Source organism: Pedobacter sp. Leaf194, assembly GCF_001423945.1.
Taxonomy (GTDB): Bacteria; Bacteroidota; Bacteroidia; order Sphingobacteriales; family Sphingobacteriaceae; genus Pedobacter.
In genome coordinates, this window is record NZ_LMPU01000002.1 from 24,493 (window position 1) to 50,177 (window position 25,685).

The 25,685-nt window shown below is 38.7% G+C and carries 26 protein-coding genes; 14 read left to right on the forward strand and 12 right to left on the reverse strand.

Annotation, left to right across the window (positions count from 1 at the left end):
• Positions 1-21: 21 nt before the first annotated feature.
• Complete coding sequence (locus tag ASG14_RS06655; protein ID WP_056870295.1) at positions 22-405, reverse strand: YchJ family protein; 384 nt, start codon at positions 403-405, stop codon at positions 22-24.
• A 73-nt stretch (positions 406-478) separates the two neighbouring features.
• Here ASG14_RS06655 and ASG14_RS06660 point away from each other — a divergent pair, with 73 nt between their 5' ends.
• From ASG14_RS06660 to ASG14_RS06670, 3 genes are read left to right on the forward strand one after another with little or no spacing between them, the layout of a single operon-like run.
• Complete coding sequence (locus tag ASG14_RS06660; RefSeq protein ID WP_056870296.1) at positions 479-1,282, forward strand: tRNA pseudouridine(38-40) synthase TruA; 804 nt, start codon at positions 479-481, stop codon at positions 1,280-1,282.
• A gap of 47 nt (positions 1,283-1,329) precedes the next feature.
• Positions 1,330-1,761: a hypothetical protein gene (locus ASG14_RS06665; RefSeq protein WP_056870297.1), complete on the forward strand. Its 432-nt coding sequence runs from the start codon at positions 1,330-1,332 to the stop codon at positions 1,759-1,761.
• A complete protein-coding gene (locus tag ASG14_RS06670; protein WP_056870298.1) occupies positions 1,761-2,165 on the forward strand; it encodes a hypothetical protein in 405 nt (134 codons plus the stop codon). Before ASG14_RS06665 ends, ASG14_RS06670 begins: the two co-directional genes overlap by 1 nt.
• A gap of 2 nt (positions 2,166-2,167) precedes the next feature.
• On the opposite strand, the gene ASG14_RS06675 is transcribed toward ASG14_RS06670, so the two are convergent.
• Complete coding sequence (locus ASG14_RS06675; RefSeq protein ID WP_056870299.1) at positions 2,168-3,388, reverse strand: FtsX-like permease family protein; 1,221 nt, start codon at positions 3,386-3,388, stop codon at positions 2,168-2,170.
• A 160-nt stretch (positions 3,389-3,548) separates the two neighbouring features.
• Here ASG14_RS06675 and ASG14_RS06680 point away from each other — a divergent pair, with 160 nt between their 5' ends.
• Complete coding sequence (locus ASG14_RS06680; RefSeq protein WP_056870300.1) at positions 3,549-4,793, forward strand: exo-beta-N-acetylmuramidase NamZ domain-containing protein; 1,245 nt, start codon at positions 3,549-3,551, stop codon at positions 4,791-4,793.
• 126 nt (positions 4,794-4,919) lie between these two features.
• The gene (locus tag ASG14_RS06685; protein WP_056870301.1) at positions 4,920-5,126 is read left to right on the forward strand and encodes a hypothetical protein; all 207 of its coding nucleotides are present in this window, start codon (positions 4,920-4,922) and stop codon (positions 5,124-5,126) included.
• A gap of 24 nt (positions 5,127-5,150) precedes the next feature.
• Here ASG14_RS06685 and ASG14_RS06690 read toward each other — a convergent pair whose 3' ends face one another.
• Positions 5,151-7,010, reverse strand: coding sequence for a PAS domain-containing sensor histidine kinase (locus ASG14_RS06690; protein ID WP_056870302.1), 1,860 nt, complete (start codon positions 7,008-7,010; stop codon positions 5,151-5,153).
• Positions 7,011-7,035: 25 nt separating this feature from the next.
• The gene (locus tag ASG14_RS06695) at positions 7,036-8,082 is read right to left on the reverse strand and encodes a DNA topoisomerase IB (RefSeq protein ID WP_056870303.1); all 1,047 of its coding nucleotides are present in this window, start codon (positions 8,080-8,082) and stop codon (positions 7,036-7,038) included.
• Between the two features lie 88 nt (positions 8,083-8,170).
• On the opposite strand from ASG14_RS06695, the gene fmt reads away from it, so the two are divergent.
• A complete protein-coding gene (fmt, locus tag ASG14_RS06700) occupies positions 8,171-9,082 on the forward strand; it encodes a methionyl-tRNA formyltransferase (RefSeq protein ID WP_056870304.1) in 912 nt (303 codons plus the stop codon).
• Between the two features lie 105 nt (positions 9,083-9,187).
• Here the strand turns inward: fmt and ASG14_RS06705 are convergent, their stop codons facing one another.
• Both ASG14_RS06705 and ASG14_RS06710 read right to left on the reverse strand, forming a co-directional pair.
• Complete coding sequence (locus ASG14_RS06705) at positions 9,188-10,027, reverse strand: aminotransferase class IV (RefSeq protein ID WP_056870305.1); 840 nt, start codon at positions 10,025-10,027, stop codon at positions 9,188-9,190.
• 2 nt (positions 10,028-10,029) lie between these two features.
• The gene (locus ASG14_RS06710) at positions 10,030-11,058 is read right to left on the reverse strand and encodes an RluA family pseudouridine synthase (RefSeq protein ID WP_056870306.1); all 1,029 of its coding nucleotides are present in this window, start codon (positions 11,056-11,058) and stop codon (positions 10,030-10,032) included.
• A 636-nt stretch (positions 11,059-11,694) separates the two neighbouring features.
• Here ASG14_RS06710 and ASG14_RS06715 point away from each other — a divergent pair.
• The 4 genes from ASG14_RS06715 (at position 11,695) to ASG14_RS06730 (ending at position 14,766) form a co-directional block, all read left to right on the forward strand.
• Positions 11,695-12,528: a 1-aminocyclopropane-1-carboxylate deaminase/D-cysteine desulfhydrase gene (locus ASG14_RS06715; RefSeq protein WP_056870307.1), complete on the forward strand. Its 834-nt coding sequence runs from the start codon at positions 11,695-11,697 to the stop codon at positions 12,526-12,528.
• Positions 12,529-12,578: 50 nt separating this feature from the next.
• Positions 12,579-12,830 (forward strand): hypothetical protein, encoded by a 252-nt coding sequence (locus tag ASG14_RS06720; protein ID WP_056870308.1) that lies wholly within the window; start codon positions 12,579-12,581, stop codon positions 12,828-12,830.
• Positions 12,831-13,030: 200 nt separating this feature from the next.
• Positions 13,031-14,362 (forward strand): L-lysine 6-transaminase, encoded by a 1,332-nt coding sequence (lat, locus tag ASG14_RS06725; protein WP_056870309.1) that lies wholly within the window; start codon positions 13,031-13,033, stop codon positions 14,360-14,362.
• A gap of 2 nt (positions 14,363-14,364) precedes the next feature.
• Complete coding sequence (locus ASG14_RS06730; RefSeq protein ID WP_056870310.1) at positions 14,365-14,766, forward strand: hypothetical protein; 402 nt, start codon at positions 14,365-14,367, stop codon at positions 14,764-14,766.
• Between the two features lie 46 nt (positions 14,767-14,812).
• On the opposite strand, the gene ASG14_RS06735 is transcribed toward ASG14_RS06730, so the two are convergent.
• The 4 genes from ASG14_RS06735 to ASG14_RS06750 form a co-directional block, all read right to left on the reverse strand.
• Positions 14,813-16,174, reverse strand: coding sequence for an acyl-CoA dehydrogenase family protein (locus ASG14_RS06735; protein WP_056870311.1), 1,362 nt, complete (start codon positions 16,172-16,174; stop codon positions 14,813-14,815).
• A 238-nt stretch (positions 16,175-16,412) separates the two neighbouring features.
• Positions 16,413-17,129, reverse strand: coding sequence for a bacillithiol biosynthesis deacetylase BshB1 (gene bshB1, locus ASG14_RS06740; RefSeq protein WP_056870312.1), 717 nt, complete (start codon positions 17,127-17,129; stop codon positions 16,413-16,415).
• Between the two features lie 5 nt (positions 17,130-17,134).
• The gene (locus ASG14_RS06745; protein WP_056870313.1) at positions 17,135-17,647 is read right to left on the reverse strand and encodes a glutathione peroxidase; all 513 of its coding nucleotides are present in this window, start codon (positions 17,645-17,647) and stop codon (positions 17,135-17,137) included.
• Positions 17,648-17,656: 9 nt separating this feature from the next.
• Positions 17,657-18,271: a DUF4294 domain-containing protein gene (locus ASG14_RS06750; RefSeq protein WP_056870314.1), complete on the reverse strand. Its 615-nt coding sequence runs from the start codon at positions 18,269-18,271 to the stop codon at positions 17,657-17,659.
• 109 nt (positions 18,272-18,380) lie between these two features.
• Here ASG14_RS06750 and ASG14_RS06755 point away from each other — a divergent pair, with 109 nt between their 5' ends.
• The 4 genes from ASG14_RS06755 to ASG14_RS06770 all read left to right on the forward strand — a co-directional run bounded on the left by ASG14_RS06755 (position 18,381) and on the right by ASG14_RS06770 (position 24,020).
• Positions 18,381-20,588 carry a bifunctional (p)ppGpp synthetase/guanosine-3',5'-bis(diphosphate) 3'-pyrophosphohydrolase gene (locus tag ASG14_RS06755; RefSeq protein WP_056870315.1) on the forward strand — a complete coding sequence of 736 codons (2,208 nt, stop codon included), beginning with the start codon at positions 18,381-18,383 and terminating at the stop codon, positions 20,586-20,588.
• Between the two features lie 220 nt (positions 20,589-20,808).
• The gene (locus tag ASG14_RS06760; protein ID WP_056870316.1) at positions 20,809-21,306 is read left to right on the forward strand and encodes a Fur family transcriptional regulator; all 498 of its coding nucleotides are present in this window, start codon (positions 20,809-20,811) and stop codon (positions 21,304-21,306) included.
• Between the two features lie 40 nt (positions 21,307-21,346).
• Positions 21,347-22,627 carry an adenylosuccinate synthase gene (locus tag ASG14_RS06765; protein WP_056870317.1) on the forward strand — a complete coding sequence of 427 codons (1,281 nt, stop codon included), beginning with the start codon at positions 21,347-21,349 and terminating at the stop codon, positions 22,625-22,627.
• A 121-nt stretch (positions 22,628-22,748) separates the two neighbouring features.
• On the forward strand, positions 22,749-24,020 hold the full coding sequence (locus tag ASG14_RS06770) for an anthranilate synthase component I family protein (RefSeq protein ID WP_056870318.1): 1,272 nt from the start codon (positions 22,749-22,751) through the stop codon (positions 24,018-24,020).
• A 92-nt stretch (positions 24,021-24,112) separates the two neighbouring features.
• On the opposite strand, the gene ASG14_RS06775 is transcribed toward ASG14_RS06770, so the two are convergent.
• Entirely contained in the window at positions 24,113-24,919 is an 807-nt protein-coding gene (locus ASG14_RS06775; protein WP_056870319.1) for a M48 family metallopeptidase, read from the reverse strand.
• Positions 24,920-25,012: 93 nt separating this feature from the next.
• The gene (gene plsY / locus ASG14_RS06780; RefSeq protein WP_056870320.1) at positions 25,013-25,660 is read right to left on the reverse strand and encodes a glycerol-3-phosphate 1-O-acyltransferase PlsY; all 648 of its coding nucleotides are present in this window, start codon (positions 25,658-25,660) and stop codon (positions 25,013-25,015) included.
• Positions 25,661-25,685 lie beyond the last annotated feature (25 nt).

Here is a 25,685-nt window from a genome sequence, read left to right on the forward strand (position 1 = left end):
GAGTTTTCGAAATAGTTATTTTCAAGGGTAAAACTGGCCATCGACGTAATACCATTTGTTGTTTTCGAATTTAAAATTTGATTTTTCGTGCAGCACCTCTGTTCCGAATTTGTTGTTTAAGTAAAATGCTTTAAACTCTACTTTGTCAAACTCTGCAGAAACAATTTCCAGTTTAAGCCACTTGATACCTTTTGCGCTCTTCTGGTAGTCGGCCTTTGAGTTTCGTTTTCGCTTGCTTAAATGTGTGGTTTCAAATAAATAATCTCCGTGTGCTACAACAAATGCCGAATATCTCGAACGCATTAAAGCTTCAGCTGTTGCTGCGGTTTTCACTTTTAAATGATAAGGCTCGCAACAATCTTTATAGAGCAACCCGGTACCGCAAGGACAGTTTTTAGGATTCATTTTATGATTTATTAAGCAAAATTAGGATTTAATATTTCCTCAGCTAAAATTTGTGTAAAATTGCACTCGAAAAATGAGGTATTTCTTTCACATTGCGTATCAGGGGCAACATTTTAGTGGCTGGCAAAAACAGCCAGGCGTTAAAAGCGTTCAGGAGGTTATAGAACAAACACTTTTCAAGATTTTGAAAACGCCAATCCCGATTATTGGTTGCGGCCGAACCGATGCACACGTACATGCCAGTCAGTTTTTCTTTCACGCAGATATAGAACAGGCGTTTGAGTTCGACCTTCTTTACATATTAAATAAGGCACTCCCATATAACATTGCGGTTTTTAATATTACTAAAATGGAGGGAAAACCCCATGCCCGTTTTGATGCCGTTCAACGGAAATATGATTACTTTATTCACACCTATAAAGACCCGTTTTTAAGTAACCAGAGCTCTTTTTATCAATTGAAAAACCTCGACTTTGAAAAAATGAAAGCTGTGGTAGCGCTTCTGCCAAAATATAAAGATTACAGAGCCTTTTGCACCCATCCGGATAAGTATGAACACACCATTTGCAATGTAATGGAGGCAAAATTATTTGTAAACCCAAAGGGCGACAGGTTTCGGTTCCATATTGCGAGCAACCGGTTTCTGGGTAAAATGATTCGCATTACAATGGGGAAAATTTTGATGGTAGGCAAAGGCGAATTAAGCGTGGATGAATTTGAAAGTGAGCTCATAAATCTAAAAGCATCAAAGCTATCTTTGCCTGCGCACCCAACAGGCTTATACCTATCAAAAGTCAGCTATCCATACTTAAACCTTGAGCCCAGAACCGAAATTATTGATGCCGTTCAGGGGAATAACGATTGGATTTTGCTTTAATTGTAGCGTTTTCACCTCGCTGAACGTTTTAGTGTAAATTTTAGAGAATGAAGAAACATCTGGCGGCTTTAGCCATTTTAACCGTACTATTTTTTGGTTGTAAAAAGTCTGCTGATAAAAATTTACCCCTTCAGGGAACTTACATCGGCGAACTCATTGTAAGGCCCTCAACCTATCAATTGATACCCAACAGCCCTACCGAGATTAGTTTCAACAGCGGCAATTTTATTGTAAAGGCAGGTGATAAGCCAACCAGCGGTTCAGGAAATTTTAAATTGGAAAACAATTTGCTGGTTTTCTCTGATGCAAATATTTACACCGCAGATTTCGACTGGAACAGGATTTTAAACGGAAACTACAGCTATCAAATAAAAGGAGATAGTTTGATATTGAAAAAAACCATTTCACTTTGCAAAGACCCTGCTCAGAACTGCCTCACCACAATTTATCAATACAATCTTATCAAGAAAAATAATTAATGAAAGTTTTTTACTTTTGCTTCATCACGCTGCTTATACTCAGCTCCGGGTGTAAGAAAAAGGGCGAATCGCTCAATCAGACTGTCGCGTTTATTGGCGAAAGCAAAAAGCAAATTGGCTCCTCTACCTTTACAATTACAAACATAGTCGATAGTCGCTGCCCTAAAGAGGCAATTTGTGTGCGTGAAGGCAATGCAGTGGTTTCGCTTAAGGTTCAAACTGATTTTAACATACAAAATTTTAGCCTTTGTATTGGCAATTGTACCGAAATCGGATCAACTGATAACATTACCTTTACTACCGGTAACGCTAAATATTGGGTAAAACTAAAACAAGTATCGCAAACCGACGAAGCGAAACCAGATCTCCCGAAGGTTGTTACGTTGGAAATTACTAAAGGTTAAGCCTATTTAAATCGAATTGCTTTTAATGGAGAAACCTTACTTATTAGCAATGACGGAATAATTAGCACCGTAAGGCAAACAACAACCGTTATAACGTTTAAGCCCAGTACGTCGATAAAATGAAGCTCTATTGGGGCGTAGGCAAGAAAATATGAAGATTGATCTAATTTAAAAATATGGGTAGACTGCTGAATCAGGCCTAAACCAACGCCTAAAATATTTCCAAGCAATAATCCGATTCCAATTAAGTAAGCCGCATTGTAAAGAAAGATTTTCATAATGCTCCAGTTGCTGGCGCCAAAAGATTTCAACATTCCTATCATGTTTGTTCGCTCCAAAATCATTATCAGCAAAGCCGTAATCATATTAATAACTCCAACGATAAGCATCAAAATCAGCAACACATTTGTATTTACATCGAGCAAACCCAGCCAGGTAAAAATGTTTGGAAAGTTTTCTTTGATGGAATAAGAGCGTAAACTTTGCGGCAACTCTTCAAAAACATGATCGGCAACCGGTTTAAGTTTATTAAAGTCTTTAATTCTGATTTCTATGCCGCCAATTTCTTCAGGTTTCCAGTTGTTTAAGCGCTTTACGATGTTCAGGTTTCCTAAAACAAAGCCTTTATCAATGTCTTCAACGCCAATATCATAAATCCCTACAATTTTAAATTTGCGTGGACGAAGTTGATTCTGAACGAAATACATGATAAAATCATCGCCTGTTTCAAGTTTCAGCCGGTTTGCTGTGTAATTAGAAACCAGTAACTCCTGCATTGCAGCGGTGCTATCAGAAAAATCTATTATCGTTCCGCTGATGATATGTTGCTTGATATATTCCCAATTGTAAGTGCTATCAACACCTTTAAAGTTTATTCCTTCTATCTCATCATTAGCAGAAATAATTGCAGGTTTTGTAGCATAAGGATAGAAATATTGTGTATTTGGATTGCTTTCCAGTTGCTTGCGGGTTTTCTTATCCAACACGAAAGGTGAATTTTCAAAGGAACTGTTTAAGTCGTACCGCGTAATTTGAATATCACCCAAAAACCCGCGAACTTTATCCTGAATTTCAGTTTTAAACCCTTTAATTATCGCTATCGAGAGGATCATTACCGCCAAACTCAGCATAACGCCTGCTATTGCGATACGAACGATGAGCTTGGAAAAGGTTCGTTCTGATTTTATGGCGATTCGCCCGGCTATAAAATATTCGAAATTCAAGGTGATAAATTTGTTGTGGCAAAAATGCTCAAATCCTTTTTAAAAATGGCACTTTTGAAAATAAATAAGCGTTGGTAAAAAATTCACTACGCTTACAACAATAATCAAAAAAGTGCTAAATTGTTTTATTGTTGATTAAAAATGACTAAACCTATCGAATATGAAAACCAGTATCAGCTTTGCGCTTGCCAGTTTAATTGCGCTTTCTGCTTGTGGGCAAAACCCGCATGCTACAACTAAAGGCGACCATGTAAATTTGCATCCAATAAAGGCTAATCAAACCATTAAAACCGGCGCAGAACAAACTGAAAAGTATTTGCCTTTATTAAAAGGAAAACGTGTTGGCATGGTGGTAAACCCAACTTCAATAATTGGAGCCGCTACTTCGGTTGATAGTTTATTAAAACGCGGCGTAAAAATTCAAAAAATATTTGGTCCTGAGCATGGTTTCCGGGGCGACGCAAGTGCAGGTGTTGTTGTTAACGATGCTGTAGACGCAAAAACCGGAATAAAAGCTGTTTCTCTTTATGGAAAGCACAGTACGCCGACAAAAGAGGACTTGGCTGATATCGACATCATGATTTTTGACATTCAAGATGTGGGCGTTCGTTTTTACACATACATAAACACCCTGCAACATGTTATGGAGGCTTGCGCAGCAAATAATAAAGAACTTTTAATTTTAGACCGGCCAAATCCAAACGGGTATTTGATTGATGGACCTATTTTAGATCCTCAGTTTAAATCAGGGATAGGCATCCAACCTATTCCAATGGCGCATGGCCTAACAATTGCGGAGTATGCGCAAATGCTAAATGGCGAGGGCTGGCTAAGAGACAAGGTGAAATGTAAGATTACGATTATAAAAAACGCCAACTACAATCACGATATGGAATACACGCTTCCTGTGAAACCATCTCCAAACTTAAACACACAACAATCCATTTTATTATACCCAAGCACCTGCCTGTTCGAAGGAATTTACCTGAATCATGGTCGTGGTACACAATTTCCGTTTACCGTAATTGGTGCGCCTTATTTAAAAGGAATTTATAACTTTTCATATACACCTACCGGGATAAAAGGGATGGCAGAAACACCAATTTTTAAGGATCAGGTTTGTTATGGAATTGATTTGAGAAACTACGACACAAACATTTTAAGGAAAGAAAAGAAAATCAACATCACCTGGTTAATAGACCTGTACAAGGCATCACCGAGAAAAGAAGATTTCTTTAATTCGACATTAAGTAACCAAACCATGCCAATTGAGCGCCTGGTTGGCGTGGCAGATTTTAGAAAGCAGGTAATTGCCGGCAAAAGTGAGCAGGAAATCAGGGCAAGCTGGGAACCGGGACTTTCCGCCTATAAAACCATGCGCAAAAAATATTTGCTTTACAACTAAAAGATTTACCGCTAACAGAATTCAAACAATGTTTAACAGTAAGTTGTTCTAATGTTGAAACAACTGAATAACTCGCAATAAGTAAGTTTTAAAGCAGTTGTTAGTTTAAATTCAATCATCAATATTATGAGCGGACCAAAAGTTAAAAGTGATAAACCCGGAAGCAACTACGAAGAGGAAGTACCGAAGGGGAGAGCGCCTGTTGATAAGAAAACGGTTAGAAAACCTAACGACAGTACGCCAAACAAACCTGTTAAAACGCCAAACCCGGCTGAGCGGAGAGAAAATGAGGAACAGCCAGTTCACTCCATCAAAAAAGCGCCTAAAGAATAACTCGAGTTTGATTACACTGATTTACTAATTGGTGTAATCAACTTTTAGCGCAAAATAGAAAGTAGAACCTTCGTTTTCAATGCTATCCAGCCATATCTTTCCGCGTTCACCTTTCACAATTTCTGAAGAGATATATAAACCTAATCCTAATCCAGGATAAGTGTGCTGCAAGTTTCCGCTGACGCGATAAAACTGGTCAAACACTAAATGCTGTAGTTCTTCAGATATACCAATTCCATAATCTCGAACGCTAAGAATAACCTCGCCCTCTTTTACATAACTCCTTACCAAAATCTCGTTCGCATCTGTAGAATATTTAATTGCGTTAGATAAGAAGTTGATAATCACCTGTCCAATCCGCTCCTTATCGGCAAAAACTGTAGCATTACTAGCCAGTTCAACGTTCATTTTGTGCTGGGAAGTGGTATGCTGTACATCATCAACAATATCCTGTACAAGAAAATCAAATTCAAATTTTACGGGATTGAAAGTCATTTTACCAGATTGAATTTTGGTCACGTCCAGCAAATCGCCAATTAAACCTGTTAGCCTGTTCAACTGTAAATCCATACGCTTCACCATATTCGCCTTCTTTTCGTCGCCCTCGCTCCTTATCATCCTTTCCAGCACCTGGGCATAAGCTTTAATGCTGGTAACAGGCGTTTTCAATTCGTGACTTGCTATGCCTAAAAATTCGTCTTTTTGCTTTTGTAACTGTACCTGCTTGGTAACATCAATGGCTGCGTGTAAAATCGCGTAAACGCTGCCTTCAGCATCGCGAAGAGGTTTGTAGGTAAAGTTAAACCATCGCTCTTTAAGTTCTCCATTAACCATTAAATTGGCCGCTTGCTGGTCTGCATGGTAGGCAATTCCAGAACGGAATACCTCTTGCAGAAGCGGAATAAATGGCTGACCAACAAGTTCTGGAATGCCTTCAGCCATCGTTTTTCCGATGATACTAATATCTTTATCCCACAGCTTTAACATTTCATTATTAGCAATCTTAATGACGATGTTTTCCGTTTCGTATAGCGCAGTAGGCATTGGGTTTTCGAGCACCAGATTTCGAAATCTTGCTTCACTTTCTTTAAAGGCATTTTTGGAAATAACCTGTGTAGTAATTTCATTTGCTACAACCATTATACCACTTACTGCTCCATTCTTATCACGTATTGGGTCATAAACAAAGTTGAAATAGTAATCTCCTAAAACTCCGTTACGTTCAAGTCTTGCCAGGGTTTCGTAGCCGTAATGAGCAACCCCACTCTCCAGAACATCTTTTAACAACCTAGGAAAGGGCTGATTAATTATTTCTGGCAATCCTTCAATAAGTTTTAAACCAATTATGTCTTTATTCTTACCCCAAATCTTTAGCAGCTCATCATTTACATCCTCAATAATGAGGTCTGTTCCCCGCAAAATACCAATTGCCACTGGCGCATCGTAAATCATCTGGCGAAAAAGTGCTTCGCTTTCCTTAACTTGTTGCTTCGCATTTACAAGTTCGGTAACATCGGTTGCGTTGTTCAAAATTGCCCAAACATTGCCTTTGTCGTCTTTTAGTGGCTTATAAATAAAGTCGAAATAGAACGTTTGTAAAACACCATTGTTCATTAGTTCTACTTTATCTTCTTTAGCTTCGTAAGGGGTTCCGGTTTCGAAAACGTCTTTGAGAATCTGAATAAAAGGCTGACCTTCTAATTCAGGCAATGCAGCTGCCAGCTCCATCCCTTTTACGGAGTCATCTTTACCCCAGGCGTTTAGCATGGCTTTATTCGCAACAGAGATAATCATATCCCGACCAACATATAAGCCAATCGGCATCTCTGATTCTTCTATCAGAATATTAAATAAATCGTTTTTAGCTTGAAAATTTATGTGCATAAAGGGAAACAAATATAAAATGTTTTTATTTGCTTCCCGTCGATTTTAAAAAAGATAACAGCACTTTCTCATCGTGCTCGAGGCTAAGTTTTCCGATGGCTTTTTTGTTATTCATCTTCTTCATGTATTTCTCGAGTTCATTATTCTCGTAGGCCGAAATCAACAAAGGGTATACGTAAGAACTTTTGCACACGGCCCGTGTGTTGCCTAACTTTTTGGCCACACAATCTAGAACACTAACAACTGTTTTTTTACTGTTGAGGTTAAAATTTTCATCGGCACTACATTTCGAAAATTGCCTTAATGCCTCGAGGGTGCCGCCCCAGGTTCTAAAATCCTTAGCTGTAAAATCGCTGCCCGTAATTTCTTTAATATAGTTATTGATTTTTCCGGAGTCGATTCCCCGATGTTCTTTCCCGTTAGAGTAAAATTGGAACAAGTCCTGACCAGGAATATCGCGACATTTTTTAACCAGTTTGGCCAATGTTCTATCGTTCAACTCAACGTTTTGGCGCACGCCTTTTTTGCCGATAAAATCGATATTAATTTTGCTGCCGTTAATTTTTACATGCTTATCTCTTAAGGTTGTAAGTCCGAAAGAGCCATAAAGCTGCTTATAACTCTCATTACCAACCCTAATTAATGTTTTTTGCAGTACATCTACCGATATGGCCAAAACCTTGCGTTCGTCGAGCTCCTTTCGGTTCAAATCCTTCATCAACCTCTTTCTGGCTTCAGGTAGTGCCTTACCAAACTCGTACAACCTAAAATACTTATCTTCGGAACGTCTGCTTGTCCATTTTGGATGATATTTGTACTGTTTCCTTCCGGCCGCATCGGTACCGGTTACCTGCAGGTATGCATTTGGCTTGTTGGCAATCCAAACATTTTGCCAGGCAGGAGGAATAACTAATGATTTTATCCTGTCAAGATGTTTTTCATCGGTAATTTTGTGGCCATTTTTGTCTTCGTAGTAAAACTTGCCAGGTTTACCCTTTCTGTAAAATCCAGGCATAGAATCAGTTACGTAAACCAATCCACTAGCCTTTACAACATCTTTGCCTTGTACCATTTTTACCTTTAAGGATGATTTTTTTTAGTTATTTTGCAAAACTTAATCTAACGCTTCTCGTTATTTACAAACACACAACACCTTTCTCATGAAAATAGTTTTTATGGGCACGCCTGATTTCGCGGTAGCCTCTTTAGATGCCCTGGTTAAAGCCGAATTCGATATTGTAGCAGTAATTACTGCTCCTGATAAGCCAGCAGGACGAGGCCAAAAACTAAATGAAAGTGCAGTAAAAAAATATGCTGTTGAAAAAGGAATTCCAGTGTTGCAACCCGAGAAACTTAAAAATCCGGAGTTCCTCGAAACGCTGAAATCTTATGAGGCTGATTTACAAGTTGTGGTAGCATTTAGAATGTTGCCCGAAGTGGTTTGGAATATGCCACCGAAAGGAACTATCAATTTACACGGCTCCTTGTTGCCGCAATATCGGGGTGCCGCACCAATAAATCATGCAATAATTAACGGAGAACAGGAAAGCGGTGTAACTACTTTTTTTCTAACACACGAAATCGATACCGGCGATATCATTTTGAGCGACAGCACGCCAATTGCGGATGATGAAACTGCCGGAGAGTTGCACGATAAATTAATGATTATCGGTGCAAACCTGTTAGTTAAAACAGTAAAAGCAATTGAAGGTGGCAATTTTACAGAACAACCGCAGCCACAAATCGATGTGTTAAAGCATGCGCCTAAAATATTTAAAGAGGATTGCAAAATAGACTGGAATAATTCCGCTAAACAAGTACACAATCTTATCAGAGGTTTAAGTCCTTACCCAACTGCATTTACAATATTAAACGATAAGGTATTGAAAATTTTCAAAGCAGAAATAGAAGATAAAGAACCCGGTATTGCTGCTGGCGGATTTTTGACCGATGGAAAGACATTTCTAAAGTTTGCCACCAAAGACGGCTTCATTAAACTTCTGGATATTCAATATGAAGGAAAAAAGAGAATGCTTATTGAAGACTTTTTAAGAGGAATGAGGCTGACCTAACAGGCGGTTGAGGACGGATTTTTTTGCTTGGCAGCTTACTTGTGTAATTCACTTAAGTCCGCGAATTTAGGAATTTGAAGAATTAAAACTGGTAACTGCAATCAGCTAAAGCGCATTTAATTTTTCGATAAGAAATTTAGAAACTTCATTAAAGTATCGTTTCCTGCCATAACCCATTACCCATTGAATGCCTTGTGTTGCGTTTGTAATAAAAACCTCTTCGGCTTCCCTTAAAATTTCTGGATTAATCTGCGCTTCAATTAAATCTAAATCGTTCATTTTAGCCAGCTGCATAATCGCTGTGCGCATAACGCCACTAACACAACCTTCGGTTAAAGCGGGTGTGTAAATTTTATTATCATAAACAACAAAAACGTTTGCGCTTATGCTTTCACATAAAAAGCCGTGCTGGTTCAAAATTATAGCTTCATCTAAGCGATTTTGGCTTTTGAATATACCGGCCATTACATACAACAATGCATTCGAGGTTTTGAAGTTAGAAAGCTTGTTAACAGGTTTAGTTAATTCATCAAAAACATCTATGATTAGACCTTTATTGTTTAACTCGTAAGCATCGCTTTTTAATGTTACGCCTTCCAAAACATAACCTGCTTTATTAATTTCTGGTGTGTACACGCCGGCGCCCTGCCGGTAAACAGAAAGTCGGAAACGCACATTCCCGCTCCACCGGTTTTTTTTAACGAGGTCTGCTGTTTTCTGCCTGATGAAGTAATCATCCATCAAAGCATGTCCTTCCATTTTAAGGGTTTTCATGCCCGCAACAAGCCTGTCGGCATGTAAATCTGCAAATTGCAGTTTTCCCTTAATCATGCGCATGCTCTCAAACAGTCCATCTCCAAATTTGAAACCTCTGTTTGAAGCGGTTAAAACAGGCGTATCAACTAATTGAAATTCATCATTAAATAAAAGGTAAGGTTGCGACATAATTAAGAGGCAGCTATATAATTTTCCCACTTATTTAATGCGGCCTTAAAATCGGTAGGAAGTGGCGATTCAAAGTACATGTATTCTTTTGTATTTGGATGAATGAAACCCAAACTTTGCGCATGCAACGCTTGTCTGGGTAGTAATTCAAAACAGTTATCCACAAATTGTTTGTACTTGTTAAACGTAGTTCCTTTCAAAATCTTATCGCCACCATACATCGCGTCATTAAATAATGGATGGCCAATGTGTTGCATATGTGCTCGGATTTGATGTGTTCTCCCGGTTTCCAGTTCGCAACTAATAAGCGTAACGTAGCCTAAGCGCTTCAAAACTTTATAATGCGTTACAGACCACTTCCCTTTTTCTTCATCATCATAAATATCCATGACACGGCGATCTTTAACACTTCTTCCGATGTATCCGCTCACCGATCCATCGCTTTCAATATCGCCCCAAGCTAGAGCGATGTACTTTCTGGTAATGCTGTGATCGAAAAACTGCCTCGCTAAATGCGTTATAGATTTTTCATTTTTACTGATAAGCAGTAAACCCGACGTGTCTTTATCAATCCGGTGCACTAAACCAGGTCTTCCATCATTTCCCGGCAGTTGAGGCAGTTGCTCAAAATGAAAGGCCAGTGCATTTACAAGTGTGCCGGTATAATTGTTAAAACCAGGATGCACGACCATTCCTGCTGCCTTGTTTACAACAAGCAAATCGCTGTCTTCATAAATAATATCAAGCGGCAAATCTTCCGGGTAAACTTCGGTATCACGGGGAGGATGTGGTAAGACTATGGAAATCTCGTCGGCAGGTTTTACTTTATAACTGGCCTTAATTTGCTTCTGATTCACCAGGACATTTCCAGCATCAATTGCATTCTGTATTCGGTTTCGTGAAGCATTTTCCACACGAACCATCAAAAATTTATCAATTCGAAGAAGCGATTGCCCCTTATCAACAATTATTTTTAAATGTTCATATAATTCCTGCTCTTCCGATTCCTGCAATTCAACCACTTTTTCCATCCCGCAAAAATAATCTTTTAAACCCAAGATTTTCGATTCATTTTATAATAAGGACAAAGAACCACGCTTCGGATGAATTACTAAGCCCGTAAAACTTTCATAGAAACGTGATTTTTTTTAGCCATAGGATTAAGAAGAAAGTGAGCTTTATATATACTTTAAGCACAAAATGATGGTTAGGTAACATGGAATTAACAATGATACCGTATCTTTGAATAATCAAAAAAAAGTAAAACGCCCTCAAAATGAAAATCTTAACAGCAAAACAAACCGAAATCAACCACCTTTATAACAGGTGTTGCGCTTTTAGCAAAACAAACTCAGAGAATTTTTAATGGCTTAAATTTCAAATCAACATATCATTAAAAATAAGTTAAATTTAATATAATCTACCCCACCAGAAAAAAGTTGGCTTGCTATTTGCTGACTAATGCATACCTAATCATTTTATCTATGAAAAATTTTACTCAGAATGTAAAGATCGTTCTTAATTTTTTTCCTTATCTAGTAAGGAAAATATATTTCAAATAACTAATTATTTGAATAAGTAACAAAAAAACACCTGCAAATTGCAGGTGTTTTTTATTTTTACACGTGTTTGAAAAAATATACAGTCCTGTAGATAAAATAAAATTAATGGCATTTAATGATTTAAATGTTAAACGGGATGATTTAATAGATCCTTACATTTCCGGAAACAAATGGAGAAAACTGAAGTACATCCTGGAAAAAGCTAAAGCGGAGCATAAAAATCATTTGGTAACATTTGGAGGAGCTTTTTCCAATCATTTAGTGGCAACTGCGGCCGCTGCATCGAGAAGCGGTTTAAAAGCTACCGCCTTTGTTCGTGGCGAAGAAGTTAAAAATGACATGTTGCTGCTTTGTACGCTCTATGGAATGGAACTTATTTTTGTTAGCAGGGAAAGTTACAGGAACAAAGCTGCCTTGTTCAACACCCGCTTTCTAAATGATGAGAATGCTTTTTTCATTGATGAAGGTGGGGCATCTGCCGAAGCGGTGAAAGGTTGTGCAGAAATAATAGACGAACTTGACGGTGAATACGACCATATCTTTTGTGCTGCCGGAACCGGTACAACCGCAGCAGGCCTTTTAGAAGGGGTAAAAAAACACAATCTCAAAACAAAAGTACACGTTGTTCCCGTTCTAAAGAATGGCTTTTTTATTAGAGATGAAATAACTAAGTACACGGCAGACTGCCCCAATTTAGTACTCCACAACGATTATCATTTTGGTGGATATGCGAAAACAACGCCTGAGCTGATTACTTTCATTAAAGATTTTATTTCCAAAACGGGCTTGCTCATCGACCCTGTGTATACCTCGAAGATGTTTTTTGCGATAACAGATCTTCAAAAGAAAGGTACTATTTCTGCTGATGAAAGAATTTTAGCTATTCATACTGGCGGCTTGCTGGGTATTTTTGGAATGAAGGATAAATTCAATTCTTAAAAATAAAACTTTTAGGCATAAAAAAACGTATTCATAAAAAAGCGGAAGTTATGAAAGTTAAGGGCACATTGGTTATTACCTTGGAAACTGGCGAGAAGGCGCTGATTTTACTCGCAGAAAATAAAAGCGAACAGGAAAAACTATATCACTATTTGTCTGTCGACGCATATAAGTTTAAAAGCGAAATTTCTGAAGAAGCTCCAAGAATCGACTTTATTTCAGCAGGATACAATGACGATGACGATCAGATAATCTGGGAGGATAATTACATTCCTGTTCCAAAATGGTACGAGAAAAATTAGCTCGTGTCAGTCGTAAAAAGCCATCCTTTGCTAAATTCAACGAAAAAGTTTTCCACAATGCTTAAGTCCGAAACTGCTTTTTGTCTATAAACCAACTTTAAACTGTTTAAAGCTATTTTTTGTACCGGGGTTCAAAAAGCCCTTAAAATTGCTATTCAGACACATTTTTGTAAATTTGAGATACACCAATATCTCCGTTTATGTATAAATTAACAGTGCCAGCCAACCAGGTTAACGAATCATTAAATAAGCATATCCTAGCAGATGGGTTCGACCTAACCTACGATATGGAAAAAAGTAATGGTGCTTATATTTACGACTCAAAGTACAACAGAACTTTATTAGATTTCTTTACCTGTTTTGCTTCTGTGCCCCTCGGCTACAACCATCCAAAGATGATTAACGATGAGGAATTTAAAAAAAACCTGCTGCTCGCTGCAATGGCGAATCCTTCTAATTCTGATGTATACACACAGCAATATGCCCAGTTTGTAGAAACATTCTCCCGGGTAGGTATCCCCGATTATTTGCCCCATGCATTTTTTATCGCCGGTGGCGCTTTAGCAGTAGAGAATGCAATTAAGGTAGCTATGGATTGGAAAGTGCAAAAGAACTTTGCTAAAGGTTATACTGAAGAAAAGGGCTTTAAGGTTTTGCATTTTGAAAAAGCATTTCATGGGAGAACCGGCTATACATTGAGCTTAACGAACACTTTGCCGGATAAAACCAAGTGGTACGCCAAGTTCGACTGGCCACGGGTAACAACCCCAATTGTTAAATTTCCTTTAGAAGCCGGCAATTTAAATCATGCTATCCAGTCTGAAGAATTGTCGATAGCACAGGTTAAGCAGGCATTTCTCGACTTTAAAGATGACATATGTGCAATCATTATTGAGCCAATTCAATCTGAAGGTGGCGACAACCATTTAAGGGAAGAATTTCTCGTTACACTGCGAGAAATCGCCGATGAAAATGATGCCTTTTTAATTTACGACGAGGTACAAACCGGCGTTGGTTTAACCGGGAAATTTTGGTGTCATCAGCATTTTAGCGAGAAAGCCAGACCCGACATCGTTGCATTTGGAAAGAAAATGCAGGTATGTGGCATTTTAGTGGGAAATAAAGTGGATGAAATTGAAACTAATGTTTTTAAAGTTCCAAGCAGGATAAACTCCACCTGGGGCGGAAACCTTGTAGATATGGTTCGTTCAACTCAAATTTTGCAAATTGTTGAGGAAGACAATTTGTGCGATAATGCGACAAACATTGGCAATTATCTTAAACAAAACCTTGAAAAACTTGCGCAAAAATTTGACTCGATAAGTAATGTTCGTGGAAAGGGTTTGCTGTGCGCTTTCGATTTTCCCGATAAAGAGATCCGAAATTTGTTTATTAAGGAGGGCTTAGCAAACAATGTAATGTTTTTAGGTTGCGGTGATCGCACAATCCGTTTTAGGCCGGCGCTGTGTATCGAGAAACAACATATTGACCAGGGCTTGACGGTAATGGAAAAAATATTGCCTTTATTGTAAACATGAATAACAAAGTAATTGCCTATGTTATAGCTGCGCTAGCACTTATATTGGTGTTTTTCATGGTGAAGGACACGCTTAGCCAACCCGGCATCGATGACATGAAAGCGGGCTTTAAAGAGATCGCTAAATTCAGAAATGCCAATAACACCGGCCCCGTTCAGCGAATTTACATAGTAACGGTAAAAGACACAATTTGGCAGGAGCTTGAAGAATACGGCAACTTAATGCCACACACAAAATATGGCAATACCAAAGTTTATTACTTTTTGGCTGGCAATAAGGTGCCAGAAAAATTGCAACCCGGCGACGTGAATTTTGACCCCGCGTTTAATAAATCCTGCATCGCACTATTTGAAAAAAGTGCAATGAGCCAGGTAATTTTTAATAAGTACCCTTTCTAGCTTTGCGAGGTCTGTTCGATTTCATGGACAGACTTCGTATTCTTCGTTAAACGAAAGCCGAAAATCCGGTTATTGCCCGCCCAACAATCAGCGTATTTATTTCCTTTGTTCCTTCGTACGAGTAGATTGCTTCCGCATCGGCAACAAAACGGGCAACATTATACTCAAGCAAAATTCCATTTCCACCCATCACCTCTCTCGCTTTGCTAACCACATCACGCGTTCTCAGCGAGCAAAAAACCTTTGCAAGCGATGCATGTTCATCTTTAAGCAAACCTTGATCCTGCAATTGAGATAGCCTGAAACATAAAGTTTGCATGGCTGTGAGGTTCGAGAGCATCTCCACCAAATGGTTTTGAATGAGTTGAAATGAAGCGATTGGCTTACCAAACTGCTTTCGCGTTCTGGTGTATTCCAGCGCATTCTCGTAGGCACCTCTTGCGCAACCTACAGCCTGCCAGGCTACGCCGGCTCTGGTCATTTGCAGAACTTTGGCCGTGTCTTTAAATGAATTTGCATTCTGAAGCCTGTCGGCTTCGTCTATTTCGCAGTTGGTTAAAGTAATTATACCGTTTTGCACAATGCGAAGCGCCATTTTATCTTTCATCTTCTCGACTGCGAAACCTGGATTATCTTTTTTTACGATGAATCCCTTTACCTGGTCGTCATCTTCGTCTCTAGCCCAAATAACCAAAATATCGGCAAATGTTGCATTGCCTATCCACTTTTTTTGGCCGTTTAACACCCACTTATCGCCTTGCCTTTTACAGGTTGTTGTTAAGCCACCAGCTGCAGCTGAGCCTACCTCGGGTTCTGTTAAACCAAAAGCACCAATTATTTTAAATTGCTGCATTAATGGCAACCATTTTTGTTTCTGTTCTTCTGAACCACAAAGGTAAATTGAACCCATAGCCAAACCACTTTGCACGCCAAAAAAAGTTGAAATCGATGTATCTATTCTTGCCATTTCCATGGCCAAAATGCCTTCCATCAAATTGGATTTTCCCGGGCATCCATAGCCTTTATAGGTTAAACCACAGATATTAAGTTCTGCCAGTTTTGGTATAATTTCGAAAGGAAACTCTGCCCTATTCCAGTACTCGTTTACGATGGGCTTCACTTCCTTTTCTAAAAAAGCTCTAACCCTAAGTTGTAATGCTCGGTCTTCATCTTTAAGCGCCTCGTCACCAAGGTGGTAAAAATCCCCCTCAACAGGAGGAAGTTCCTTTGTTTTCCTATCTCCGCCCATCATTTTCATCATTCCAGACAGTTGCTTTTCATCTAAACTGGAAATGGTTTCAACCATTTTAGGCAGATCAATTTTTTTCGACAGTGATCCGAGCTTTTCGAAATCTATGTGCTTAAAAAGATTATACGCGTTTTTTAGATTTGAGATTATATTCGCCATTAGTGTCGTTTTAAAACTAACAAACAAGCAGCGATTTTGTTGAAGGGACGTTAAATAGCAGGATTTTCAACCTGTTTAAGTTTTGCGAGAAAACCTTCGCAATAGACGGCAGATTATCAAGCGCATTGAAAAAATAAGCCGGCTAGCATCATCAACAAAAAAAATAATGCTATATGAGCCTGACAGATTACCAGCGCTTAATCCGCGTTTTAAAGCTGTATTAAAGCGATACCTGGAGTTACTTCAAATCAAAGAGATTATTAACGCCAAGCAGCTTTCGGGATGTAAAGCCTTCGCCAAAGGTTGCGCCGATGCTTTTCCCAAATTCTCTTGAACGTCCGATAACGGTTTCAAAAAATTCGGGAGAAGAAATATAAGTGTCCAATCCATCAACTTCGGGGTTAAAAAACTGAGTTTTAAAAGCCTGAATAGATTTGATTTTGGTATCCATATGTTCGGTGATATCAACAATAATATCAGGTTTTAAATACCTGTCTTGAATAAATTGTAACAGCAAACGGGGGCGGTGAGCTTCCTGTATTTCCCCGTTAAATGAAGTTTCTATCTTCGGCAAGCCCGATAAAAAAACTGAATCATAAACGAGGTCACCAGCCCTTCCATGGTCGGGATGCCGGTCTTCCAGCGCATTACTTAAGATAATTTCTGGCTGATATTTTCTGATTATCTTGATTACTTCCAGTCTGTGATGCTCGTCATTTTGAAAAAAGCCATCTCTGAACCGCAAATTTTCCCGGGCATGCAAGCCTAAAATCTTTGCAGAATCTGCTGCTTCTTCATCGCGGGTTTCTGCTGTTCCCCTTGTTCCTAATTCGCCTCTGGTTAAATCGACAATTCCAACTTTTTTACCTAACGCTATATGCTTTAAAATTGTTCCCGAACAACAGAGTTCTGCATCATCCGGGTGAACTGCTATTACTAAAATATCTAACTTCATCTAATTTACCTGGTATTGTTTTCCAGCAGGCGCTGAATTTTCTTTTTAATTTTAGAACTTAACGGCTTTGTAAAAGGGAAAAAATAATCTTCAACTTCGCCTTTCTGATTAACAAGATATTTGTGGAAATTCCACCTCGGTGTTGAACTTAACTTGCTATTTAACTTCTTATCACTCAGAAACTGATATAATGGATGCGCCTGTGCGCCACGAACCATAATTTTATCGAAAACGGGAAATTTTACACCATGATTTATCTCACAAAAAGAACTTATCTCGTTCCCGTTTAATGGCTCTTGCTTCCCGAAATCATTTGTTGGAAAACCTAGAATTTCAAAATCAGGATTGTTAATTTCATCTTTTAATTGCTGTAATTCGCCCAGCTGGGGTGTAAAACCACATTCTGATGCCGTGTTTACAATGAGTACCACCTTATTTCTATAGGCTGATAAAAGCTGATCTTCGCCTGTAATCTTTTTCACCTTAAATGAATAGATATTCGGAATATTTTCCTTCATTTTTTGCGGTTATTGATAAAAGCCTGAAGACCTGATAATGGATTCGATGTCCCTATCCTCATTTTTATCGTAAGTACTTTTTAGATTATGACCAACAACGCGGGCAATAATCTGATATGAAAATGCTGCAAAACCACCCTTTGTTTGTTTAATAATATCATAAGTGGTACGGCCAACCTCCCTATCAATTAGTTTTGTTAAAATCTGGCCTTGAGTTATCGTTAAATCTTTGATTTCACGATTAAACATATCTTTAATTTCTTTATCGCATTGTTTAACCAATACTTTCTGATCTTTTTTCTCTGGCGCCGTGAGCAAATCACGCTCCAGCTGTTCATACCTTCTTTTTGCAAATAAAGCGTAAGGCATTACCTTTAAAACATTGTATCGTAACCGGTTAAAAGCAGCCTGCTCCTGCGGCGACTTCCAAATCCTTGCCGCAAAAATGGAAACATCATTAAGCTGCATCCACGGAATCATGATTCCATTATCATTTGTTGATGCTACACGTATCGTATCTGTTTTCCCCAGTTTGGGAAACACGGGTGCGCTATTATCCTGGGCTTTTAGTGAAACACTAAAAATCATGACAATAAACAGAATGATTAGCCCTTTAAATTTCATAAATTTATACCTCAACAAAGTTAGGTGTTATTTCATATATTAGGAGTTTTAGAAAACTAATATAAGTTTTATTCGAGAATAAGACGCAATTTTTACGCAAAAAATACAAATGAAAACAGAGTTAGTGATTGATTTAGAGGCAGAGAAACAGGAAATATTAAAACGATATAGGGCACTGCTCCGTGCCAGCAAATCAACCTTGCAAAAAGGAGATAAAAAGGAAATTAGAAAAGCGTTTGATATGGCCCTTGAAAGCCATAAAGATATGCGCCGAAAATCTGGCGAACCTTACATTTATCATCCAATTGCTGTGGCACAAATTGCAGCCGAAGAAATTGGCTTGGGTACAACTTCTATTGTATGTGCGCTATTGCATGATGTAGTTGAAGACACAGACATTACGCTTGAAGACATTGAGCGGGAATTTGGGAAGAAGACGGCGAAAATTATAGATGGGTTAACTAAAATTTCGGGGGTTTTTGATACAAACAGCTCTCTCCAAGCCGAAAATTTCAGAAAAATGCTGCTGACCCTGGCCGACGATGTTAGGGTGATTTTAATAAAACTGGCAGACAGGTTGCATAACATGCGTACCATGGATTTCATGCCAAGGCATAAACAACTTAAAATTGCATCAGAAACCATTTATCTCTATGCACCGCTTGCCCACCGCTTAGGCTTATACGCTATAAAATCAGAGCTTGAAGATCTTTCTATGAAATATCTGGAGCCCGAAACTTACAAGTTCATAGCGAAAAAGTTAAACGAGAAAAAAGCAGAACGCAACATGTTCATTAAAAAGTTCGTAGAACCAATTGATGAAATTGTGCACGAGCAAGGTTTGGTGGCTGATGTTTACGGCAGACCGAAATCTATCCATTCCATTTGGAATAAAATGAAGAAAAAGAACATTCCTTTTGAGGAGGTTTATGATCTATTCGCCATTAGAATTATTCTAGACAGCGCTTATGAAAACGAAAAGGCAGATTGCTGGAAAGCATACTCAATTGTAACCGATTTGTATCGCCCCAATCCTGACAGGTTACGTGATTGGGTTTCCTCGCCGAAAGGGAACGGATACGAATCGCTTCATACCACAGTGATGGGGCCGCGTGGGCAATGGGTTGAGGTCCAAATCAGAACGCAAAGGATGAACGAAATTGCCGAAAAAGGTTTTGCGGCACACTGGAAGTATAAAGAATCGAGTAACGACAACGGTTTGGATCAATGGATTCAGAAAGTAAGGGAAATGCTGAATAATCCGGAGGCGAATGCGCTCGACTTTTTGGACGATTTTAAGATGAACCTGTTCTCGGATGAGATTTTTATTTTTACGCCGAAAGGTGCTCTTATCCAATTACCGCTGGGTGCAACGGCTTTGGATTTTGCTTTCGAAATACACACAGATGTTGGCGCAACCTGCATTGGAGCCAAAGTGAATCATAAGCTGGTTCCGATTTCTTATAAACTGCAAAATGGCGACCAGGTAGAAATTATTACCTCGAGCAAGCAAACACCTAAAGAAGACTGGCTTAATGTCGTAGTTACCGCCAAGGCAAAATCAAAAATTAAATCTTCATTAAAAGAGGAAAAAAGAAAAATTGCCGAAGCCGGAAAAGAGATTCTGGAACGAAAGCTGAAATCATTAAAAATAACATACAACACCGATAATTTACAGAAAATCAGCTACTTTTTCAAGCTGCCTTCTACACAAGAATTGTTTGTTAACGTAGCTTTAGGAAAGATAGAACTTAAGGATATTAAGGAATACCTCTCGAGCGAAAAAGAAGTAGAAAACCGCGGTCCCGAACGCCCTGAAAACCTTACGGTAGACATGGTAAAAACCAAAATGAAGGGTTCGGAAAACGATATTTTGCTTATTGGAGAGGACCTGCAGAAAATAGATTATACCTTGGCGGCTTGCTGTAATCCTATTCCCGGAGATGATGTTTTTGGATTCGTTACCGTTAGCGAAGGCATAAAAATACACAGAACAAACTGCCCTAATGCAGCCCAGCTCATGGCGAATTATGGCTACAGAATCGTTAAAGCTAAATGGAACAAACAGCAGGAACTCACATTTTTAACAGGGCTTCGCATTGTTGGAATTGATGATGTTGGACTGATTAATAACATCACTAAAGTAATTTCTAATGATTTTAAAGTGAATATGCGCTCCATTACTGTTGATACAAATGAAGGAATTTTTGATGGTTCGATTATGATTTTTGTTAATGACACGGAGCACCTCGAAAACCTGATTAAAAATTTACTTGAGGTTAAAGGTGTAACCGGGGTAACCAGGTTTGATGCTTAATAAATTATCGATTATCCGTTATTATTAAATAGTTACTGGTTATTGTTGAACTTATTCAACAATAACCAATCATTTTTTTATCAGCCTTGAATTTGCCTACTAACCAACAATTTTGACGGATACGCTGAAACCAGTTCTACCCTACTTATTACAACATTTCAACAATCTAACAGTTGAACAATCAAACAATTTACATACCTTTGAGAGGAGTTTAAAAACTATGTCTGAACAAAAAACAAATGAGCTGGTTCGCAAGATTTTTGAGGCTTATCTAGAGAACAAAAATCTGCGTAAAACACCGGAACGTTTCGCAATATTAGAAGAGATTTATTCGCGAAATGACCATTTTGATGTCGAAACCCTCTACATCCACATGAAAAACCAAAAGTACCGCGTTAGCCGTGCTACTGTTTACAATACATTAGAACTTTTAGTTTCCTGTGATTTGGTTACCAAGCATCAGTTTGGAAAGAACATGGCTCAGTTCGAAAAATCTTATGGTTATCGCCAGCACGACCATGTAATTTGCATTGAATGTGGTAAAGTGGTAGAGTTTTGCGATCCCCGAATCCATCAGATACAAACCATGGTTGGCGATTTGTTAAAGTTCGATGTAAAACACCATTCATTAAATCTTTATGGTTTCTGTTCTGATTGCAGTATGGCCAGAAAAGTGAGCGAAAATGCCGCTTCTGTGGCAAAAGTTGCAGCAAATTAAATCAATTAAAAAAAAATAAAACCAGCTTAATTTTTAAATAATGACGCAAGTAGATGTACTTCTCGGCCTGCAATGGGGCGATGAAGGAAAGGGAAAAATCGTTGATGTTCTAAGTCCGAAATATGACCTTATTGCCCGTTTTCAGGGTGGTCCAAACGCCGGACATACATTGGAATTCGATGGCAAAAAATTCGTTTTAAACACTATTCCATCAGGAATCTTTAACGAAAAAACCATGAACCTTATCGGCAATGGTGTTGTTATCGACCCGATTATTTTGAAAAGAGAGCTAGATAACTTAAAAAAGGCCGGGCATGATCCTGTTGCCCAGGGCAAATTAGTAATCGCCAGAAAAGCACACTTAATTTTACCAACCCATCAGTTATTAGATGCTGCAAACGAAGCAAGGATGGGCAAAAATAAAATTGGCTCAACATTAAAAGGGATTGGCCCAACCTACATGGACAAAACCGGCCGTAATGGTTTGCGTGTTGGCGATACTACCCTTCCTGATTTTAAAGAACGCTACCAAAAATTGGTAGAAAAGCATACCGAAATACTTTCTCATTACGAAGGATTTGAATATGAGCTTGCAGAGAAAGAAGCATCGTTCTTCGAGGCGATTGAATTCTTGAAATCCATCCCGCATGTAGATAGCGAACATTTCGTAAATGGTTATTTAAAACAGGGAAAAGCTGTTTTAGCGGAAGGTGCGCAGGGAACGTTACTCGACGTTGATTTCGGCTCATATCCGTTCGTTACCTCCAGCAATACAACAACTGCCGGTGCTTGTACTGGTTTAGGCATTGCACCAAACAAAGTTGGCGCTGTGTACGGCATTTTCAAAGCCTATTGTACACGTGTTGGTGGCGGCCCTTTCCCTACAGAACTGGATAACGAAGTTGGCGAAAACTTACGTGCGTTAGGTCACGAGTTCGGTGCAACTACAGGCCGTGCCCGCCGTTGTGGATGGATAGATTTACCTGCTTTAAAATATGCCATTATGTTAAACGGTGTTACCGAATTAATAATGATGAAGGCAGATGTATTGGATACCTTCGATACGATTTATGCTTGTACGCATTACGAATACAATGGCGAAACAATCGATTATATGCCTTACGACATCATTTCGATTGAACCAAAACCAGTTTTGAAGGCTATCGACGGCTGGGCTACCGATGTGACAAAGATTACAACCGTAGAGGAAATTCCCGATAAATTAAATGATTACATCGCATTTTTAGAGAAAGAACTTGAAGTACCAATTAAGTTTCTTTCCGTTGGACCAGATAGGGCTCAAACATTAGAATTACGTTAAGAACACACAATTGGCGCCATAATGTGGCCCATTCAAATATTTTGAAAACAGAAATGACAAAGCAATCCATATGGGTTGCTTTGTTTGTTTGAGGTTTAGAATAATTTACCTTTGTACCCACTTGAAAAAACAATTAATAACTGCCAATTTTAAACAAAAGGCATTGCATTGGGCAAATCAATTCGATGTATGCTGCTTTTTGGATTCTAACAACTACAAAGATGATTATTCTGAGTACGAGTTTGTTTTAGCTGCTGGATGTAAGGCCGAGCTAAAATCGGCGGAAGGGAATGGTTTTGAGCTGCTGAAACAGTTTTATGAAACGCACAAACAATGGCTTTTTGGATTTTTCGGCTACGATTTAAAAAATGAGCTTGAAGATTTGAAATCAGAAAATGCAGATAGGCTCACATTTCCTGAACTTTACTTTTTCGTGCCTCAATATTTAATTGTAAGTAGAAATAACCAACTTGAAGTTATTCTTGGCGATGAGGCTGTGCTGGGGCAAATTGAAAATATCAAGCTTTTTCAAGTTGAGGATATGCCTGAATTATCCATACAAAAGCGGATTTCTAAAAACGAGTACATTACGAAAGTAAATGCCTTGAAAAAACATATTCTGCAAGGTGACATTTACGAGGTCAATTTTTGTCAGGAGTTTTTCTCAGAAAATGCTAAAATCAATCCGGTTGAAACCTTCACCCTTTTAAATAAAATTTCGCCAACGCCGTTTTCAGGTTATTTCAAACTTTACGAACGCTATATTTTATCGGCAACGCCAGAGCGGTTTCTTTCGAAAAGAGGATCCAGACTTATTTCTCAACCCATAAAAGGAACAGCGAGAAGAAGTACTGATTTTGCCGAAGACCAACAAATAAAAGAACGGCTTAAGCACGACGCAAAGGAACAGGCGGAAAATGTAATGATTGTTGATCTCGTCCGTCACGACCTGACAAAGTCGGCTGTAAAAGGCAGCGTAAAAGTAGATGAACTGTTTGGAATCTACACTTTTCCCCAGGTTCATCAAATGATATCTACAATAAGCTGTGAACTCGACCCAAAAGTCCATTTTATTGATGCGATAAAAAATGCTTTTCCAATGGGCTCAATGACTGGAGCGCCCAAAGTGATGGCGATGAAGCTTATTGAGCAATATGAAGAAACAAGAAGAGGTGTTTATTCAGGATCATTTGGCTGTATTAATCCCGATGGGGCATTTGATTTTAATGTAATCATAAGAAGCATTCTCTATAATGAACAAAAAATGTACTTGTCGTTTCAGGTTGGAGGCGCAATTACCTACGAATCGGATGCGGAAAAAGAATATGACGAATGCTTACTGAAAGCAAGCGCAATATTAAAAGTTTTGGGCAACGATACTAATAACTTCTAAAAATTCAATATTGAGGGTTGGCTTTTTAATAAATAAAAAAGCGGAAAATCGGTTTTCACCAACTTTCCGCTTTCCTTTATCAGCATTCAATATTATTTTTTGTAATACTGTTGTGCTTCAGGTAAATATTTTTGAATCTGTGCAATTCGTGTTGCATCGCTTGGGTGCGTGCTTAAAAACTCTGGTGGTTTTTGTCCGCTCTGCGATGCAGATGCCATTCTATTCCAAAATGTGGTTGCACTTTGAGGATTATATCCGGCCATTGCCATAAATATTAAACCCAATCTATCGGCTTCTAACTCCTGGTTGCGGCTAAATTTCAACATCGCAACTTGTCCGCCAATACCGTAACCTGCATTAAATATAGATTGCGCCTGCGGATTTTTTGATAATGCAGCACCTGCGGCGGCACCTAAACCCTGTGCAGCTAGCTCCTGAGACATACGCTCTGCCGAGTGGCCTGCAATGGCATGGGCAATCTCATGCCCCATTACGGTCGCCAAACCTGCATCATCTTGTGTAATTGGCAAAATTCCGGTATAAACTACAATTTTACCTCCCGGCATACACCATGCATTTTTCTCATTATTTTGTACAACATTCACTTCCCACTTATAATCCTTAATCAAATTGCCGTAATTGTTGTTGTTCATGTAACTTTGAACGGCAGTTATCAGCCTGCTTCCAATTGTTTTTACTCTTAAGGTTTGAGCATTCGATGCTGGCAAAACAGTGGATTTGTTCTCATTTAAAAATTCGCCATAGGCTTGGAACGCCATAGGAAGAACCTGGTCATTGCTAACCAAATCTAAACGGCTTCTGCCAGTTAAAGGCACCGTAGAACAAGAATTGAACAAGAGTGTAGCGGCAGCAAAGGCCGTTAAAAATATTTTTTTCATAAGTTAATGATAAGTGACTATGAACAGAATCATAAGCGTTACCCATATAACAGGCAAGCTTAAATTATGTTTCATAATTGTGTTTTGTAAGTTTTAGTTAGCCTTTTTCTTAAACAAATACACTTTAGACTCTTTGCCTTTCAGCAATCTTTCGAGATTTTTTTGATGGGTTACTAGAATCAGAATACACACAACCATTCCGTACAAAACTTCCGATTTTATAGATACCTGAAACAGGAAGACTACGCTTAAAGGAAAAGTGAAACCGGCACAAATCGAACTTAGAGAAACATATTTTGTTGCAAGCAATACCACCACGAAAACCAGAACACAAAGCATAGATGCTTCGAAGTTCACTGCTAAAATCATTCCAAAAAGTGTTGCCACGCCTTTACCACCTCTAAAACCAGCAAATACAGGAAATAAATGCCCCATAACAGCCGTTACACCGAGCGCCAACTGGTAATTTACAAATACAACAGAATTTTGGGGACCCGTTACGGACATGCCAATTAGATAGGCGAGATTGGTTGCGGTGTAACCTTTGGCAATATCAATTATCATTACAGCGATACCCGCTTTTTTACCCAATACCCTGAAAGTATTGGTAGCACCTGCATTGCCACTTCCATATTCCCTTACATCAACACCATAAAAAGCCTGCCCCAGCCAAACCGCAGTTGGAATAGACCCAAACAGGTAAGCAACTAATAGAGCTGTGAGAGAATAAACCGTAACCATAGCCTACAATGATACAAAAAATAAG

Bases quoted from the DNA above. Each gene is read 5' to 3' on its own strand.
- ASG14_RS06655 (WP_056870295.1), bottom strand. From the start codon at position 405: ATGAATCCTAAAAACTGTCCTTGCGGTACCGGGTTGCTCTATAAAGAT.
- ASG14_RS06660 (WP_056870296.1), top strand. From the start codon at position 479: ATGAGGTATTTCTTTCACATTGCGTATCAGGGGCAACATTTTAGTGGC.
- ASG14_RS06665 (WP_056870297.1), top strand. From the start codon at position 1,330: ATGAAGAAACATCTGGCGGCTTTAGCCATTTTAACCGTACTATTTTTT.
- ASG14_RS06670 (WP_056870298.1), top strand. From the start codon at position 1,761: ATGAAAGTTTTTTACTTTTGCTTCATCACGCTGCTTATACTCAGCTCC.
- ASG14_RS06680 (WP_056870300.1), top strand. From the start codon at position 3,549: ATGAAAACCAGTATCAGCTTTGCGCTTGCCAGTTTAATTGCGCTTTCT.
- ASG14_RS06685 (WP_056870301.1), top strand. From the start codon at position 4,920: ATGAGCGGACCAAAAGTTAAAAGTGATAAACCCGGAAGCAACTACGAA.
- ASG14_RS06690 (WP_056870302.1), bottom strand. From the start codon at position 7,010: ATGCACATAAATTTTCAAGCTAAAAACGATTTATTTAATATTCTGATA.
- ASG14_RS06695 (WP_056870303.1), bottom strand. From the start codon at position 8,082: ATGGTACAAGGCAAAGATGTTGTAAAGGCTAGTGGATTGGTTTACGTA.
- fmt (WP_056870304.1), top strand. From the start codon at position 8,171: ATGAAAATAGTTTTTATGGGCACGCCTGATTTCGCGGTAGCCTCTTTA.
- ASG14_RS06705 (WP_056870305.1), bottom strand. From the start codon at position 10,027: ATGTCGCAACCTTACCTTTTATTTAATGATGAATTTCAATTAGTTGAT.
- ASG14_RS06710 (WP_056870306.1), bottom strand. From the start codon at position 11,058: ATGGAAAAAGTGGTTGAATTGCAGGAATCGGAAGAGCAGGAATTATAT.
- ASG14_RS06715 (WP_056870307.1), top strand. From the start codon at position 11,695: ATGGCATTTAATGATTTAAATGTTAAACGGGATGATTTAATAGATCCT.
- ASG14_RS06720 (WP_056870308.1), top strand. From the start codon at position 12,579: ATGAAAGTTAAGGGCACATTGGTTATTACCTTGGAAACTGGCGAGAAG.
- lat (WP_056870309.1), top strand. From the start codon at position 13,031: ATGTATAAATTAACAGTGCCAGCCAACCAGGTTAACGAATCATTAAAT.
- ASG14_RS06730 (WP_056870310.1), top strand. From the start codon at position 14,365: ATGAATAACAAAGTAATTGCCTATGTTATAGCTGCGCTAGCACTTATA.
- ASG14_RS06735 (WP_056870311.1), bottom strand. From the start codon at position 16,174: ATGGCGAATATAATCTCAAATCTAAAAAACGCGTATAATCTTTTTAAG.
- bshB1 (WP_056870312.1), bottom strand. From the start codon at position 17,129: ATGAAGTTAGATATTTTAGTAATAGCAGTTCACCCGGATGATGCAGAA.
- ASG14_RS06745 (WP_056870313.1), bottom strand. From the start codon at position 17,647: ATGAAGGAAAATATTCCGAATATCTATTCATTTAAGGTGAAAAAGATT.
- ASG14_RS06750 (WP_056870314.1), bottom strand. From the start codon at position 18,271: ATGAAATTTAAAGGGCTAATCATTCTGTTTATTGTCATGATTTTTAGT.
- ASG14_RS06755 (WP_056870315.1), top strand. From the start codon at position 18,381: ATGAAAACAGAGTTAGTGATTGATTTAGAGGCAGAGAAACAGGAAATA.
- ASG14_RS06760 (WP_056870316.1), top strand. From the start codon at position 20,809: ATGTCTGAACAAAAAACAAATGAGCTGGTTCGCAAGATTTTTGAGGCT.
- ASG14_RS06765 (WP_056870317.1), top strand. From the start codon at position 21,347: ATGACGCAAGTAGATGTACTTCTCGGCCTGCAATGGGGCGATGAAGGA.
- ASG14_RS06775 (WP_056870319.1), bottom strand. From the start codon at position 24,919: ATGAAAAAAATATTTTTAACGGCCTTTGCTGCCGCTACACTCTTGTTC.
- plsY (WP_056870320.1), bottom strand. From the start codon at position 25,660: ATGGTTACGGTTTATTCTCTCACAGCTCTATTAGTTGCTTACCTGTTT.